18 protein-coding genes, 1 rRNA gene and 1 other annotated feature are annotated in these 16,754 nt (G+C 45.0%); all 19 genes read left to right on the top strand.

The window, feature by feature from the left end; genetic code table 11:
- Positions 1–52 precede the first annotated feature (52 nt).
- Positions 53–874, top strand: a complete 822-nt coding sequence (gene mreC, locus OIU26_RS16340) for a rod shape-determining protein MreC (RefSeq protein WP_013372671.1) — start codon at positions 53–55, stop codon at positions 872–874.
- Positions 874–1,404 carry a rod shape-determining protein MreD gene (gene mreD / locus OIU26_RS16335; protein ID WP_264217414.1) on the top strand — a complete coding sequence of 177 codons (531 nt, stop codon included), beginning with the start codon at positions 874–876 and terminating at the stop codon, positions 1,402–1,404. The genes mreC and mreD overlap by 1 nt, the downstream gene beginning before the upstream one ends.
- Before the next feature lie 82 nt (positions 1,405–1,486).
- Entirely contained in the window at positions 1,487–2,149 is a 663-nt protein-coding gene (gene minC, locus OIU26_RS16330) for a septum site-determining protein MinC (protein WP_013372669.1), read from the top strand.
- 3 nt (positions 2,150–2,152) lie between these two features.
- Positions 2,153–2,950 carry a septum site-determining protein MinD gene (gene minD / locus OIU26_RS16325; protein ID WP_013372668.1) on the top strand — a complete coding sequence of 266 codons (798 nt, stop codon included), beginning with the start codon at positions 2,153–2,155 and terminating at the stop codon, positions 2,948–2,950.
- A gap of 345 nt (positions 2,951–3,295) precedes the next feature.
- Positions 3,296–4,141 (top strand): M23 family metallopeptidase, encoded by an 846-nt coding sequence (locus OIU26_RS16320; protein ID WP_264217413.1) that lies wholly within the window; start codon positions 3,296–3,298, stop codon positions 4,139–4,141.
- Complete coding sequence (locus OIU26_RS16315; protein WP_165081779.1) at positions 4,134–5,012, top strand: M50 family metallopeptidase; 879 nt, start codon at positions 4,134–4,136, stop codon at positions 5,010–5,012. The genes OIU26_RS16320 and OIU26_RS16315 overlap by 8 nt, the downstream gene beginning before the upstream one ends.
- 47 nt (positions 5,013–5,059) lie before the next feature.
- Positions 5,060–6,244, top strand: a complete 1,185-nt coding sequence (locus OIU26_RS16310) for an Rne/Rng family ribonuclease (RefSeq protein ID WP_264217412.1) — start codon at positions 5,060–5,062, stop codon at positions 6,242–6,244.
- A 96-nt stretch (positions 6,245–6,340) separates the two neighbouring features.
- Positions 6,341–6,427 (top strand) — a sequence feature (ribosomal protein L21 leader region).
- A gap of 13 nt (positions 6,428–6,440) precedes the next feature.
- Entirely contained in the window at positions 6,441–6,752 is a 312-nt protein-coding gene (rplU, locus tag OIU26_RS16305) for a 50S ribosomal protein L21 (RefSeq protein ID WP_013372663.1), read from the top strand.
- A gap of 13 nt (positions 6,753–6,765) precedes the next feature.
- On the top strand, positions 6,766–7,104 hold the full coding sequence (locus OIU26_RS16300) for a ribosomal-processing cysteine protease Prp (protein WP_016818432.1): 339 nt from the start codon (positions 6,766–6,768) through the stop codon (positions 7,102–7,104).
- Between the two features lie 5 nt (positions 7,105–7,109).
- Positions 7,110–7,427 carry a 50S ribosomal protein L27 gene (rpmA, locus tag OIU26_RS16295; RefSeq protein ID WP_013311590.1) on the top strand — a complete coding sequence of 106 codons (318 nt, stop codon included), beginning with the start codon at positions 7,110–7,112 and terminating at the stop codon, positions 7,425–7,427.
- Positions 7,428–7,573: 146 nt separating this feature from the next.
- On the top strand, positions 7,574–8,311 hold the full coding sequence (locus OIU26_RS16290; RefSeq protein ID WP_264217411.1) for a Spo0B domain-containing protein: 738 nt from the start codon (positions 7,574–7,576) through the stop codon (positions 8,309–8,311).
- A gap of 13 nt (positions 8,312–8,324) precedes the next feature.
- On the top strand, positions 8,325–9,635 hold the full coding sequence (gene obgE, locus OIU26_RS16285) for a GTPase ObgE (protein WP_025678440.1): 1,311 nt from the start codon (positions 8,325–8,327) through the stop codon (positions 9,633–9,635).
- A gap of 157 nt (positions 9,636–9,792) precedes the next feature.
- Positions 9,793–10,230 carry an ACT domain-containing protein gene (locus tag OIU26_RS16280; RefSeq protein WP_013372659.1) on the top strand — a complete coding sequence of 146 codons (438 nt, stop codon included), beginning with the start codon at positions 9,793–9,795 and terminating at the stop codon, positions 10,228–10,230.
- A 43-nt stretch (positions 10,231–10,273) separates the two neighbouring features.
- On the top strand, positions 10,274–11,560 hold the full coding sequence (locus tag OIU26_RS16275) for a homoserine dehydrogenase (RefSeq protein WP_264217410.1): 1,287 nt from the start codon (positions 10,274–10,276) through the stop codon (positions 11,558–11,560).
- A gap of 27 nt (positions 11,561–11,587) precedes the next feature.
- Entirely contained in the window at positions 11,588–12,556 is a 969-nt protein-coding gene (gene thrB / locus OIU26_RS16270; RefSeq protein WP_264217409.1) for a homoserine kinase, read from the top strand.
- Entirely contained in the window at positions 12,553–13,452 is a 900-nt protein-coding gene (gene pheA / locus OIU26_RS16265; protein ID WP_264217408.1) for a prephenate dehydratase, read from the top strand. Before thrB ends, pheA begins: the two co-directional genes overlap by 4 nt.
- 17 nt (positions 13,453–13,469) lie before the next feature.
- A complete protein-coding gene (ilvE, locus tag OIU26_RS16260; protein ID WP_013372655.1) occupies positions 13,470–14,354 on the top strand; it encodes a branched-chain-amino-acid transaminase in 885 nt (294 codons plus the stop codon).
- A gap of 159 nt (positions 14,355–14,513) precedes the next feature.
- Positions 14,514–16,157 carry a LysM peptidoglycan-binding domain-containing protein gene (locus tag OIU26_RS16255; RefSeq protein WP_264217407.1) on the top strand — a complete coding sequence of 548 codons (1,644 nt, stop codon included), beginning with the start codon at positions 14,514–14,516 and terminating at the stop codon, positions 16,155–16,157.
- Between the two features lie 489 nt (positions 16,158–16,646).
- Positions 16,647–16,754: ribosomal RNA gene (locus OIU26_RS16250) — 16S ribosomal RNA — on the top strand; the annotation flags it as partial.

Below are 16,754 nucleotides of genomic sequence, written 5' to 3'. Positions count from 1 at the left end.
GGGGGTGTAGGAACTGTTTAAGCTGTTTGGCAATAAAAGACTATTTGTTCTATTGATCGGAATCGTTCTGTTTATTGCCCTTATGGGGATTACACTTGGACAGAGAAATTCCTTAACCTGGCCCGAGAAGTTTGCCAGAGATTCAATTGGCTTTGTGCAAGGTATCTTTTACAGGCCCGCTTCAGCAATAGCGGGCTTCTTTGAAGATATTGGTAATATGCGTAGTATTTACGAAGAAAATGAGCGTTTAAAAATAGCCGTGGCCAAGCTGACTCGGGATCAGATTCAGACTCATAATTATGTTGAAACAAATGCCAGATTGCAGAATGAACTGAAGTTCACCCAAACGCAAAAGGCGAAAAATAATTATGATTATCGTGTTGCACAAGTGAACAGTGTTAGCAATGATTCCAAAACACTCGTGATTGATATTGGTGAGAAGGACGGAGCCAAGGTCGGTCAGGAGGTCAGTTCACTTGAAGGGTTTGTTGGGGTCATTAGCCGCACGGGGAATTTTACGTCTACCGTTACGCTGTTGACTACATTGGATCCTAAAAATCCGAATTCTTATGCCATTGCAGCGACAGTCTTGGGTAAGGAAAATCAATCGTTTGGTATGATTGAAAGCTATGATCCGGGTACGAACACATTTCAAATGACTCGCATTGAAGAAAAAGATCCAATCGCAAAGGGTGATCAGATTATTACGTCTGGTGCAGGTGGGAAGTTCCGCAAAAACCTAATGATTGGAACGGTGGAGAAAATTCAGGTTGGAGAGTTCGGCAAAACACGGACAGCGATTATTAAACCGGCAGCCAGCTTTGTGGATTGGAAAGAACTGCTCGTCCTCTACACTCCTGAGGTACCGGAATAATGAAGATGCGCGGTCAGGTTCTGATACTGCTGCTGTTTGTCCTGTTTATAGCTGAAGGAACGATTCTTCCGTGGCTTCTCCCGGATAGTTGGCATTCAAGAATGGTCCCAAATTTTGTGTATGTCGTAATTTTGTTTGTATCTGTGTATCACAGCCGTCATACAGCGTTGGTGCTAGGTATTGTTTTTGGACTTATTCATGATGTAGTGTACTACGGGTTTATCATTGGCCCTTATTCTTTTGCAATGGGGTTGTCTGCATACTTATTAGGGCTTGTGTTTACTGCTAGACGTGCACCAATGCCCATTATGATGGCGGCCGTATTGATTGGTAGTTTCCTGCTGGATTCTATGCTTTTTGCCATTGATCAGCTGTTTCAACTGAATCATCAGACTTTCAATTGGGCACTTGCTCAGTATATGATTCCTGATTTGTTTATCCATTTTCTGTTCGCCCTCATCATTTATGTCCCAGTTCGCAAGCAATTGCAGCGTTTGGGTACCCGTGTGAAAAAGGAAGAGACTGTCTAGGTCTTTTTACACACATTTTGTCCGGGTTAGCAGGGATTTGACGTCCCGGGGACGAAATGATTGAGATAGGAGGGACAGGCTAATGGCGGTGAAATCGAATCATGTCACGATTAAAGGCATCAAAGATGGCCTGGTATTCCTGCTGGACGATCAATGCGAATTTGAGGATTTGCTGGGTGAGCTGCGTTTTAAGCTGGAGCACAGTCATCAAAATATTTTAACTGGTCCGATCATTCATGTGGATATTAAACTGGGAAGTCGGGAAGTAACTGAGGAGCAAAAGGAAAGTATTCTGGAGATTTTGAAGCAGAAGGGGAATCTGCTCATCAGGTCTGTAGAATCACCCGGATTGCCTGTGGTAGTGCAGGGCAAGCCCCCCATTCACACGGTGACAGGGATTATCCGTTCAGGACAAGTGCTTCATCACGATGGAAACTTACTCTTTTTGGGAGATGTTAACCCGGGTGGAATTATAACTTGTACCGGTGATATCTATGTCCTTGGCGCTCTGCGGGGTATGGCGCATGCAGGGATGGAGGGAAATAGTGAAGCGATTATCGCGGCCTCCTATTTTGCACCAACACAGCTGCGAATTTCCGAAATGATCAGCCGTCCACCAGATGAATGGGAGACGCGTGAATCTGGCATGGAATTTGCGTATCTCAAGGATGGCGCTATGCAAATAGATAAAATGAGCAATATTGTGCGTCTGGGCCGCGATTTTAACGTGTTCAAAGGGGTGTAGCACATGGGAGAGGCTATCGTCGTCACTTCAGGAAAAGGCGGCGTCGGCAAAACGACGACGTCAGCCAATATAGGAACAGCGCTTGCACTGCTCGGCAAAAAGGTGTGTTTGGTGGATACGGATATCGGTTTGCGTAATCTAGACGTTGTGATGGGTCTGGAAAACCGGATTATTTATGACCTTGTTGATGTAGCGGAAGGTCGTTGCCGTCTGAATCAGGCACTGGTTAAGGACAAGCGTTTTGAGGAGCTGTATATGCTACCAGCTGCTCAAACCAAGGACAAGAGTGCTGTTACGCCGGAGCAGGTTAAGGATATTATTTTGGAGCTTAAAAAGGATTTTGAATATATATTGATCGACTGCCCTGCGGGTATTGAGCAAGGCTTTAAAAATGCCATTGCCGGTGCGGATCAGGCCATTGTTGTGACTACTCCAGAAAATGCTGCTGTACGCGATGCAGATCGGGTAATTGGTTTACTGGAAAGTTCGCACGTGATATCACCTAAGTTGGTGGTTAACCGCATTCGCAATAGTATGGTTAAATCCGGAGATATGTTAGATATTGACGGAATTTTACAAGTGCTTAGCATAGATCTTATTGGGATTGTACCGGATGATGAAATGGTAATTAAAGCAGCTAATACAGGAGAGCCTACTGTTATGAATCCGGATGCACAGGCAGCGATTGCCTATCGGAATATTGCGAGACGAATCTTGGGCGATACTGTGCCTCTTATGCAGCTGGACCAGAAGAAGAGTGTGATGACACGCTTTAAGAAGTTTTTTGGTATGGGTGGATAAGGAAAACAGGAAGTTATTGCTGGTGGTTGCTTGGCCTTTTCTAGTGAGATATTTTCACTGATTTCTAAGGGAAGTGTTACAGTAGCATTCATTTGTAATACTAGACACTTAAATAAGTCACCACTTATTTAAGTGTTTTTGGTTTGCTTTTTTAAATTTCTATGATTCTGGTCCGTAAATTTAGATCATTACATAAATGTTATAAATGCAAAAGAAAACATATCCGGTGCGATAGCGCCGGTTTTTTTTGATTTTTAGGGTATGTAATCCCCAACCGGACAACATAAGTTGAAGCCCGTCCTCATAAGATGTAATAAACTTACCTCGCTGAGGGGGCTGAACAGGATGCACAAAAATTCCGGAATCAAGCAGCGCAGAAAAGAACGTATACAGCAGCTAATCGAGGGAAACAAAGCGGAGGCGTATTCCTCAGGCATAGATCAGAACAGGTACGGGTACAGAGAAATGAAATCGATGCCTGTAGTCAGTGCCAACTCGCCCAGAGACCCAGAAACCGAGTGGAAAAATGATCGACAACGTTGGCAGCAATCTTTTGGGGCAAATCGTGGTCCGTCTTTTTGGAGTTCCTTTTGGCGTAGAACTGTCATAGCAGCAGTGTTATTTGGAGTGGTATGGGGCTTATTTCGCTGGGATATTCCCTATGCAGTAAATTTGAGAATGTTTGTCGCGGATGCCTTGAATAAGGACATGGATTTTGCAGCCGCCGGGCAATGGTATGAAACTTATTTTGACGGAGCTCCTTCCTTCTTACCGATTTTTGGCGAGGAGCATGAAACGAATCAGGTAGACGCAAGTCGAAAGGGTTCTCCACCGATTGAAGGCAATATAACGCAGCCGTTTGTACTGAGCCTTAAAGGGGTAGAAATTACGCCGAATGTTACCGATAACGGGGCAATCGCTGTTAAAAGTATAGATGCAGGACGTGTATTAGATGTATTAAATCATCCCAAAAGTGGGATTTCAGTTACAGTTCGTCACACTGGCGGTATCACAGCAACTTACGGAAGGCTCTCACGCTCTACCTTAAAAGTGAACGATTGGGTTCAGGAGGGTGAAGAGATCGGTGTATTGCCAGCAAGTCACGGCGGTAGCGAGGCGGCGACTTTATTTTTGGCAATTCAAAGAGGGGATCAATACATTGACCCGTCGGAAGTGGTAGCCCTTGATTAATGTCCGAGGGGTGACCTTATCACTGCATCCACTGTTTGTACTGGTTATGCTGACCTCTGTATTAACTGGACATTTCATCGAGATCATGACCTTATTTACACTAGTGTTTATACATGAGCTAGGTCATGCGACAGCTGCTTCGTTATTGGGGGCGCGGTTGCTTTCCATACAGATGTTACCCTTTGGAGGAGTGGCTGTCATTGAGGATCAGGGGAAGCTCAATGCGTGGAAGGAGATTGTCATTGCCCTAGCAGGCCCCCTGCAAAACGGAATCATGATCATCATTCTTTTGTGGCTTAGGAATGTGAGTGGGTTGGAGCATGATTATGTAAATTATATAATTCAGGGAAATGCTGTTATTGCATTGTTTAATTTGTTGCCAATTTTACCGCTTGATGGTGGAAAAATATTGCAGTCGCTGATTAGCTTATTCTTCTCTTATCACCGCACATTAGTATGGACTTTTAGAGCCAGTATCATAACAAGTCTGCTATTTTGCCTGTATGGTATTTCGCCGTTATTAAGGCAAGATGAGCCTTTACATTTAAATCTGCTGGCGGTAGGGATTTTTTTGCTTTATTCTAATATTGTGGATTATCGGAATATCCCTTACCGTTTTATACGTTTTTTGCTGGGGAGGGACGAGCTTTTTTACCGCGAAGCGGCTAAAGGAAGCATTGCCTTACCTATTGTATCCCTGCCCGTGAAACATTTGGAGCCTGTTTTGCGTCTTTTCAGAAGAGATCGATATCATATGGTTTACGTTATGAATGAACAGGGACGGATTGTAGCTGTATTGCCGGAACAACGACTTATACGTTCTTATTTTGCGGCACGCCCGCCAAATGATGGAGAATCCAAACCCAAATAATGTTTATGAAATAAGGAAGAGGCTGTATTCAGAGAGGTTGAAAAACCATGAAGCAAATGATTGTACAATGCCAACAGCAGATGACCCAAATGGCACTGTTGGAAGAGGGACGATTGGTTGAATATGCGGCTGAACTACCGCGAAAACGGGGAATTCTAGGTTCTTTTTTCAAAGCGAGAGTGGTCAATGTGCTACCAGGTATGCAAGCCGCCTTTGTTGACATTGGACAGCGAAAAAATGCTTTTTTGTATGTAGATGACGTACTTCATGCCCATTTGGACAAGCAACCAGAGGTAAAGCCGTCCATTTCTGAACTGTTAAAGGTGGGGCAGGAAATTGTAGTACAGGTGTTAAAAGAGGCGGTTGGTAGCAAAGGAGCCAGGGTGACCACTCATTTTTCACTTCCGGGCCGTTGGATTGTATACATGCCCCGGGCTGATTATGTGGCCGTATCCAAGAAGATTGAGCGTGAGGGAGAACGTGCCCGTTTGAAAGCCATGGGAGAGCAGCTACGCACGGGTGAGGAAGGGCTCATCATTCGTACGGTTTCAGAGGAAATGAGTATAGAGGCGATTGAAAATGATCTGAATCAACTACGTAAGCAATGGGTGGCTATTCAGCGCAAAGCGGGTGAACACTCCGCACCGTGTGAATTGCACCGAGATCTGAGTATCGTTCAGCGTTTAATTCGCGATGTGTTTACACCTGAGCAGGATGAACTTGTCATTGACAGCGAGGAGCAAGCAAAGGATGCAGAAGTAATGCTGCAACAGATTGGTTCTGCGAAAGCTCAAGTAAGTATATTTCGCAGTGCAGAAGAAACGATTTTCAAAGCTTATGGCATTCATGAGCAGCTGGAACGCGATTTTGCACGAAAGGTATGGCTTCAGGGTGGCGGATACATTGTCATTGATCACACGGAGGCATTGACCGTCGTGGATGTGAACACTGGGAAGTTTACGGGCGGCAGCAATTTGGAAGAGACGGTGACCCAAACTAACATTGAAGCAGCAGAAGAGATTGCCCGCCTGGTACGTGTACGTGATATTGGAGGTATTATCATCATTGATTTCATCGATATGGAACAAGAGGAGAATCGTAGGGAAGTATCTTCTGTGCTGGAGGCAAGATTAAAAAAGGATCGGACTAAATCATATGTTGTCGGTTGGACGCGGTTAGGTTTACTGGAAATGACCCGCAAAAAAGTGCGTGAAGAAAAGACTCTCGTGTAGAACGTGCGTAATCAAAATTATTTCAAAACTAAAGGTTGAATGTGTACGAAGCTTGTGCTACAATCATTTAGTATGTGTGATGCGTAAGATTGGCTGCACATGCTGTAACCGCTCCAATCAGGTACTGAAGTGCAGTATCCTAAGGAAACTGCCACCTGCAATTAGGCGAGTCTGAGACATAAGGAGGTGCAAGCAAATGTACGCAATTATCGAAACTGGTGGTAAGCAATACAAAGTTCAAGAGGGCGATGTATTGTTCATCGAGAAGTTGGAAGCTAATGATGGTGAAACTGTAACGTTCGATCGTGTTCTGGCAGTGTCCGGCGACAATGGCTTGACAGCAGGTACACCGCTTCTTTCTGGAGCTTCTGTAACAGCTAAAGTTGAGAAGCATGGTCAAGGTCAAAAGGTCGTTGTATACAAATACAAACCTAAAAAGAACTACCATGTGAAGCAAGGTCATCGTCAACCGTACACGAAAGTGACGATTGAAAAAATCCAAGCGTAAGAGGGTGCGATAATTGATTATCGTGCGTATTATACGGCTGGAGGATGGCAGCATACAGGGGTTTTCTGTTAAAGGTCATGCGAATTTTGCTAAATCTGGCGAGGATATCGTATGTGCTGGTGTTTCAGCGGTAACAGTAGGAACTGTCAATTCGATTGTAGCTCTTACGGACGTTGAAATGGAAACGGAAATGGAAAACGGCTTTTTAAGCGCGTATCTTTCTCCTGAAAGTTATCATGATGCGAACGCACAGGTTCAACTGTTGTTGGAGTCCATGGTGATTATGCTGACAAGCATTGCTGAATCATACGGTAAGTATATTCAAATAGAAAATAAACAAAGAAGGAGGTAGACATCATGTTGAAATTGACATTGGATCTTCAGTTATTCGCATCGAAAAAAGGTGTAGGTTCCACAAAAAACGGACGTGACAGCAGATCGAAACGTCTTGGAGTGAAACGTGCTGACGGTCAAGCAGTTACCGGCGGTAGCATCTTGGTTCGTCAACGCGGAACGAAAATTCACCCGGGCACGAACGTGGGCATCGGTAAGGACGACACTCTGTTCGCGAAAGTGGACGGCGTTGTGAAGTTCGAACGTTGGGGCCGTGATCGCAAAAAGGTGAGCATCTACCCGATCGACGTTGCTCCAGTAGCAGCTACTGTAGAAGCTTAATAGCGGCTTAGACACGCTGAAAAGCCTCCGGCACTTTTGTCGGAGGCTTTTTTGCATGATGGTAATGAACTGGAAAGTTAGTCTGTGCTATACTGGATAAAGGTTGTTGACTAGTCCATTTAATTATCGCAGAACGGAGAGAAGCCATGTTCCAGCGGAAAAGAGCGCCTTATCTGGCGTTGGGTTCCATTCTGATTCCTTTGGTTTTTTCACTGCTCTATCCCAAAGCATTAACGATTATCATACTAGCTGTGTGGGCTGTAGCTGCTGCTTGTTTTGGTATGTGGTATACACATAGACAGGTTGAACATGAGCGGAAAGCTGCTTTGCGTTCTTTTGAGCGTACAGCGATAGCAACGCTTAACCATCATCGGCATGACTGGATGAATGATTTACAGGTGCTTTATGGCTATATTCGTATGAATAAGCATGATAAATCAGCTGCTTATGTGGAAACAATAAAGGGGCGGGTGTCGGAAGACAGTAAAATATCTAAGCTGGGTATTCCCTCGCTGGTGTTTTATTTGCAGTCTTTTCGCGTGAACGCCGGAAATTTACAATTGTCGGTACAGGTTGAGGAGGATTTAAAGTTAGACGCTGTCATGTCTCCCGAAGACGGCGAGTCGCTTGCCTCGGCCGTCATACAAACGGTGCGTGCGTATCAATATGGCGGGGGCCGGTCGTCCTGGGGAGAAGTGCGCAGATTGACACTTTATTTCGGTATGGATCAGAATGATGTTATCGTCCGGTTTGAAGGAAGTGACATACCTGCCGATTTAAATATACTAAAGCAGGTCAGATCCGTACTTGGAAGTGAACGCCTTCGAACAGAGAAGCTCCCTACGGGCGATATGCTTCAAATTCGAATGCAGTGCCAGACATAAGGAAGGTGTAACCATGTTTGTAGATAAAGCGAAGATTTTTGTTAAAGGCGGTGACGGTGGAGACGGATTAATAGCGTTTCGCCGTGAGAAATATGTTCCTAATGGCGGCCCAGCTGGTGGTGACGGAGGGAACGGTGGAGATGTAATTTTCCGTGTAGATGAGGGTTTGCGTACCTTGATGGATTTTCGGTACCAACGGCATTTTAAAGCCCAGCGTGGGGTAAAAGGTCGCAACAAAAGCCAACACGGAGCCAACGCTGAGCACATGATTGTCCGTATACCACCGGGAACAGTTATCATGGATGATGACACAGGTGAAGTACTGGCAGATATGACTCGTCATGGCCAACAGGTCGTTGTAGCTAAAGGAGGACGCGGAGGACGCGGCAATATTCGTTTTGCAACACCGAGTAATCCAGCGCCTGAATTGGCTGAAAACGGTGCGGAGGGGCAAGAACGTTATATTACGCTTGAGTTAAAAGTGATGGCTGACGTAGGCTTGGTCGGATTTCCTAGTGTAGGAAAGTCTACCTTGTTGTCAGTTGTATCTTCTGCAAAACCCAAAATTGGCGCATACCACTTTACAACGATTACCCCAAATCTGGGCGTCGTGGATGTGGGCGATCAGCGGAACTTTGTGATGGCCGATTTGCCTGGTTTGATTGAAGGAGCTCATGAAGGCACTGGACTGGGCCATGAATTCCTGCGGCACATTGAGCGGACGCGAATTATTATCCATGTCGTGGATATGGCCGGCTCTGAAGGACGTGATCCGTTTGAAGACTGGACCAAAATAAACGACGAATTAAAGCAATATAATGCAGCTCTGGCTGAGCGTCCACAAATTGTGGCGGCCAATAAAATGGATATGCCGGAAGCTGAAGAAAATCTTGCTCACTTCAAAGAGCAGATTGCTACCATACGTCCTGACCTTGAAATCATGCCTATTTCCTCTCTGACACGTCAGGGTGTAAAGGAACTGCTCTATCGGGCTGCTGATCTGTTGGATCAAATACCGGACGAGCCGGTTGTTGAGGAAGTAGCAGAAGTTAATGAACGCAAGGTATTTAAGTTGGATACGACCGAAGACGAGGGCTTTACGATTGTACGTGAAAATGACACATTCGTGGTGCACAGCCCCAAAATTGAGCGCATGATGAAGCGCATGCAGATGAATTCGCATGATGCCATCTTGAAATTAGCAAGAACGTTGCGTCATATGGGTGTGGATGCTGAGCTACGCAAACGTGGTGCCACAGATGGTACATCTGTACGCATCGCTGATTTCGAGTTCGAATTCGTAGAAGGCAGCAGCTACTACTAAAAATTAAATAAAGCTTTAAAACCTGAACGGTTACTGCACTATAGGGAATTCTATAGAAGGCAGTAGCCGTTTTTTTTATTGTTAGCTTGCCGATTTTCATGAGTTTCGATATAATGTCCTCTATACAAAAACATAAGTCTTTGAGGAGAGGACGTTCTTGAAAGAGCGCTATTACTTGGTACGGGAAGATATTTTGCCTGAAGCTATTGTTAAGACCATACAGGTAAAACTGCTGCTGGCTTCGGGAGATGTTAAAACCGTACATGATGCTGTGGAGCAGGTTGGGCTAAGCCGAAGCGCCTTTTATAAATATAAAGATGGCATACATTTGGTTAACCAGTTGGAGCGTGAGCGAATTGTCAATATCTCTATCGATCTAGAGCATCAATCCGGCATGCTGTCCAGGGTGCTCGGCAGAGTGGCGGATTACGGAGGTAATGTGCTGACGATCCAGCAAAGTATTCCACTGCAAGGTAGAGCCAATGTAGTTATCTCAGTCGAAATGTCCAGGCTTAGTGATGAATTGGGTGTTCTGCTGGAGGGCTTGGAAAGCATTTCTGGAGTCAAGCGGGTCCGCCTGATTGGGCAAGGCTGAGGCGATACAGTTCGTTAGATAAAAGTTAGCAGGAGGGGAATGGATGAAACCGGTCAAAGTAGGATTGTTAGGCTTAGGGACTGTAGGTACGGGAGTCGTTCGAATCGTTGAGGGTAATCAGGAAGACTTGAGCAGACAAGTAGGTTCACCGATCATCATTGAAAAAATAGCTGTAAAAAACATAGATAAGTATCGTTCCATAGAAGTAGACACCGCCAAACTTACTGAGGACCCGTGGGAAGTCATTCGAGACCCTGAAATTGATGTGATTATCGAAGTCATGGGTGGGATTGATCAGACGAAGGAGTACATTCTAGAAGCGTTAGAGAGAGGCAAACACATTGTAACAGCCAACAAGGACTTAATGGCATTGCACGGTTCTGAAGTATTGGCAAAAGCACAGGAAAAACAATGTGATATTTTTTATGAGGCTAGTGTGGCAGGCGGTATCCCGATCATTCGTACACTCATTGAAGGGTTCTCCTCTGACCGTATTAAACGCATTATGGGGATTGTGAACGGTACAACAAACTTTATTTTAACTAAAATGAGTCAGGAAGGAGCCTCGTACGAGGAGGTTCTTAAGGAAGCTCAAGAGCTGGGATATGCAGAATCTGATCCGACCTCAGATGTCGAAGGATTGGATGCGGCGCGCAAGATGGCAATACTGGGAACCCTCGGTTTCCGCTCTAATGTAGAGCTCAAGGATGTAAGCGTGAGCGGCATTTCAAAGGTAACCAGTGAAGATATTGCCTTTGCTAAAAAACTAGGATATGAAATGAAGTTGCTTGGTATTGCAGAACGCCAAGGTGATGAATTTACGATTAATGTTCAGCCGACTATGGTGCGCAAGCAGCATCCATTGGCATCGGTGAACGGGGTATTCAACGCAGTTTATGTACATGGTGAAGCAGTGGGAGAAACCATGTTTTATGGTGCAGGTGCAGGCGAAATGCCAACAGCTACATCAGTAGTGGCTGACCTGGTAGCTGTAGTGAAAAACCTCAAACTTGGCGTAAATGGGCTAAAAGCAATCGTACCCTACAATCCTAAAAAAATTTGCAATGACGAAGACGTGTATTTCAAAAATTTCGTGCTTTTACACGTAGATGATAAAGCAGGGGTATTGGCACAGATTACGCAGGTATTTGCTGAATTCAATGTCAGTTTGGCATCTGTCGTGCAGCAGCCGAATGAGACTAATCCCGATGCTGAGATTATTATCGTGACTCATTTAGCTAGTAAAGCAAGTATGAAAAAGGTTTTGGAGCATTTTGAAACTTTGGACGTGATTCGCCGCATCAAGAGTGTATATCGGGTAGAGGGATAGTTAATAAAAGCAGGAGGAATCATCTGTATGACCGTTTTGAAAACAGCAAGAGTGCGCGTGCCTGCGAGTACGGCTAACCTAGGACCTGGCTTTGATACATTGGGCATGGCGTTGTCTCTATACGCATGGATTGAATTAAAAGAGGCCGAGCAGACAGCTTTCCATCTGTACGGGGATCAAATGAATGGCGTTCCCCAAGATAAAACCAATTTGATTTACAAGGTGGCACAAATGGTTTTTCGTGAAGCAGGTGTATCTGTTCCTGAACTGGAAATTTCGATGTACTCGGATATTCCGCTTACCCGTGGTTTGGGCAGCAGCGCTTCCGCCATTGTAGGTGCCTTGGTGGCCGCTAATACGCTGATTGGCTCGCCTCTGTCGGATTCCAAGCTATTTGATATGGCAAGCGCTATTGAAAAGCATCCGGACAATGTCGGGGCCTCTTTGTTTGGCGGTATTATTACTGCCGTGTGGGATGGCAAACATGCCAAGCACTTACGGATTGAACCGGATGCTAATCTAGAGGTGATGGTAGTTATTCCAGATTTTCAACTGTCCACGTCGAAGGCCAGAGAGGTCCTGCCTACCCATGTATCCTTGAAGGATGCTGTATACAATATAAGCCATGCTTCAATGCTGGTAGCGGCATTGGCATCGGGTCGAACAGATCTAATCGCTGAAGCGATGCGTGATCAGCTTCATCAGCCTTACCGCGCGGCACTTGTACCGGGTATGACAGAGATCCTACAGAATGCGCACCATTATGGTGCATTGGGTGTGGCCCTTAGCGGTGCTGGACCGACATTGCTGGCATTGACGGATCAACGGGAAAATCGTAAAGCGGAGCTTGAACAGTATTTAACGGAGACAATGAACAAAGAAGGGATCACTGCGTCTGTTTTAAATTTGCGCCCGGAGGTTGAAGGGGCTAAAGTATATACGGAAGGGAATACACACCCTTTTATGGATATGATTAAAGGGGAACTTACGATATGATGCGAATTGCACTTCTTCCTGAGGGGACTGTTTCTCATGAAGCAATTAAATATTTGTTAGGAGATACACCCTGTGAACTACTGTTTTACAAGCATATAGCAGACGTATTTCAGGCAATAGACAAGGGACAGGCAGATTATAGTGTAATTCCTATAGAAAATACGATTGATGGCTCTGTAAGTTTGCATATGGACTGGCTTGTGCATGAGGTAGACATTCCGATGCAGGCGGAATGGGTATATCCTTCAATTCAAAATCTTATTGGACATCGTAGTGAATTTCTCGGGGATCAGGACAAGCTTGATTTGAGCAAAGTGGTCAAAATTATGTCCCATCCTGTAGCGCTTCCCCAATGTAAAGAATTCATACAAACTTTCGCTCCTCAAGCCGAGCTGGAGAGTGCAGGAAGTACGGCAGAGGCCGTCGAAATTGTTAAACATAACCCAGGTAAAGGTTGGACCGCTCTTGGAACCAAGCTTGCGGCTACCAAACACGGATTAGATATTTTGGCCAGCAAAGTGACGGATCATGATAACAATTTCACCCGCTTTGTCTTGATTGGGCATCAACCTGTAAGGTTCCCGCGTACGCCTGAAGGCCAGCGAACCAGTATTCTGGTTACGCCGCCGCAGGATTTCCCAGGAGCGCTGCATCAGGTTTTATCCGCATTTGCATGGCGCAGGTTAAATCTGTCTCGTATTGAATCGCGTCCGACCAAAAAGCAATTGGGGAATTATTATTTTTACATTGAAGTTCTGGAATCTCTGCATTCCGTTTTGCTTCCGGCAGCCTTTGCAGAGATCGAGGCTTTGGGGTGCCATGTACGTATTCTTGGCTCTTATCCAAGCTACAAGTATGTTGAAGCAGCGATCGAACCTATTTTGAAGGAACATTAATCGGAGGTGTGGTTGTAATGGCAGAACAATGGATCTATCTGGATGGACAGCATGTGACTAAGGAGAACGCAAAGGTTTCCGTATATGATCATGGTTTCTTGTACGGAGACGGTATATTTGAGGGTATTCGTATTTATAACGGCAATATTTTTAAATGTAAGGAGCATTTAGAGCGGCTGTATGATTCTGCGAAATCTATTCAGTTGAACATTCCGTTGTCTCCTGATGAAATGTTGGAAGCAATGGCTGAAACGATTCGTCTTAACGAAATGCGCAATGGATATATCCGATTGGTTGTATCCCGGGGTGCTGGAAATCTAGGTTTGGATCCCCTTCGTTGTGCAAAGGCGAGTGTCATCATTATTGTCGAGCAGCTCGCCATTTATCCGGAAGAAGCTTATTTGACAGGTCTGAAGACAATTTCTGTCTCTCAACGTCGCAACATCCCGGATGCTTTGAATCCAAAGATAAAATCATTGAACTACCTCAACAATATCCTGGTGAAGATCCAGTCTAATTATGCTGGTGTAGGTGAGGCTATTATGCTCAATTCCCAAGGATATGTGACGGAAGGTTCTGCTGATAACATTTTCATTGTCAAAAATGGAGTGTTATATACACCGCCTTGTTATTTGGGAGCGCTTGAGGGGATTACTCGTAATGCTATCATCGATTTGTGTGCCAAGCTTGGATATTCGCTTAAGGAGCAACCTTTTACATTGCATGATGTATATGTGGCGGATGAGGTGTTTTTTACGGGAACCGCTGCAGAAGTGATTGCAGCTTATGAAGTAGATGGTCGTACGATCGGCTCCGGTGTTGCTGGTCCAGTGACTTTAGAGCTCCTGGCCGAGTTCCGGAAGATTGTGGATCAGGATGGCTATAAAGTGTGGCAGGACTAAAAGAATACGAGATCCTTTTGACTGAATGCTTGTAAGAGTATTCGGTTGAGAGGATTTTTTTGTTTGTAGGGGGTCATTCGCCCGGGAGGTGCATAGGATGTAATAACAGAAGCCGGGCGTTTATCCCGCCCGAACGAAAGTCTAGGAGGTTTGTGACCTGTGAAAATACACATCGTCAAAAAAGGTGACACTCTGTACTTACTGGCACAGAAGTATAATGTGACACTAGAGAAAGTTATTGCCGCCAATCCCCAATTGGCAGACCCTAATCAGTTGAGCATCGGCGAGAAAATCAAAATTCCGACAGATCCTGTTACGATGGAAACACAGCCGTCAACGGTCTATCAACACAAGGTTAAGCAAGGTGATACGTTGTGGAAGTTGTCCAAGGCGTGGAATGTACCGCTGAAGATAATTATTGATGCCAATTCCCAGCTTAAAAACCCGAATGCACTTTTGGTTGGAGAAACAGTTAATATTCCACACTACAAAGAAAGCATATCTGATCTTTCTGTGAATAAGAAAAATACCGCAGTGAAAGAAGAGATGACAAAGCCTAAACCTGAATCCCCAACCAAGGAAGAGCTTACCCAGCCCAAGGCGGAATTAACACAGCCTAAACCGGAGAATATGCCTAGCCCTAAAGAAGAAATGACACAGCCGAAAGAAACAGTGAATCCTCCTAAGCTTCCTGAATTAAAACTGCCTGAAGTTCCTATGGCGCCTGTCAATATGGCACCCGTCAATATGGTGCCCGTAAATCCTGCTCCACCTCAATTGCAGCCCATAATTACTCAACCTGCCCCACCTCAACAAATGCAACCTATAGTCACCCAACCGATTGCACCTAAACCGCAGCTTCCAGTTCATATCGAGAAGCAACCCGTAACCGAAAAGTTTTGTGGCTGCACTAGCTCGAAGCCGATGGAGAATTCCTCATGGCCATTACAGCAACCGGCATTTGATTACAGTCCGCAAATAAATGCTATGCCGAACTCGTGGTATCCGGGGATTGGATCTCCTCAGAATTGGGGGAATGCTCCTGTAAATACTTCCTTTGCAGACCATGCCTCTCCTACTGTAGTTGCAGATCAGGGCTATCATCATGACTGTGAGCATCCATGGTGCTGGGGGCCTGTGCAGACTGCACCCTTACATGCTCATCCCGCACCTTATCCTGCCTATTCAGATTGCTGCTGCACCCCCGGATATTATCCGAGTCATGAAGCGTCTGAAAATACATCCTATCCTGTCTATCCTCCATTTATCCATCAAGGGGGCCCGCAGCAGCAACCAGAGAGTGCAGTCCAGGGTAGCCAGTGGGGCAACGCATGGGGAGGACCACAATATAGTATGCCTGCAAGTGGATACGTGTCCGACTTTAGCCAACCAATAGGTCAACACTCCGCGAATCACCCATATCATCCGTTCGCACATGGAAATGCACCTATGTATCCATTAGAGGGGTATACCACGCCCTATATGTTTATGCCAGACTGTGGATGCCGGGAAGGAAACACGGAGTCGGCGCCAGTCTCTCCGGGAACGCAAGAGGTAGATAACAATCTGGCTATTCCATCTCAAAATGAAGTTGCTTCTTCTTCAAAAAAAGACGATAGCGCGCGTAAAGGCAAATCAAAAGATATCTCTAACAGTACATCCAAAGAAGAAACATCCAAAGCTAAGGTTTCAAGCGAGCATGAAACTGTTAAGAAGCATAAATCCCGTAAATCGACTGGAGGAAGATCTCGCTCCTCATCCTATAGTGCTCGTGCACGTCAAAATCCATGGATTAATGACTGACGCAGATAAATACAAGAAAGAGGTAAACACTAATAACGTCCCGATTTGTTAGTCGTAGGTGGAAGAAATAAAAGTTAAAGAGGCTGTTATTCTGATAGTTTAGAATGATAGTCTCTTTGTTTAAATGCAGTAATCTTAACTATGAAAAATGTCACTAAAAAAGATGTTGCTAATTAGCATGACTATGTGGTATATTATTATAGCTGTCTTTTACAAGATAGTTAGCAACACAAAAACAAAGTAGAATTGATTAAAAAATTCTCCCGAAAAAAAAGTGTTGCAAAGATGAGGCAAACGTGATATATTATTTAAGTCGTCGCTGAGACGCGGTGGTGAAACAAAGTAAGAGAGAATAAAGTTTTGATCTTTGAAAACTGAACAACGAGTGAGTAAATTGATTTTGTTCGCAAAATCAAACAAGAGATATTTTATCTCGTCAGTTTCAACATGAGCTAATCGCTCTTTCTATAAACCAGCCTCGGTTGGTCTTTAATGGAGAGTTTGATCCTGGCTCAGGACGAACGCTGGCGGCGTGCCTAATACATGCAAGTCGAGCGGGGTTATTTAGAAGCTTGCTTCTAAATAACCTAGCGGCGG

Source organism: Paenibacillus sp. BT-177, from assembly GCF_025846815.2.
GTDB lineage: Bacteria > Bacillota > Bacilli > Paenibacillales > Paenibacillaceae > Paenibacillus > Paenibacillus polymyxa_C.
This window is presented reverse-complemented; position numbering and strand designations above follow the sequence as displayed.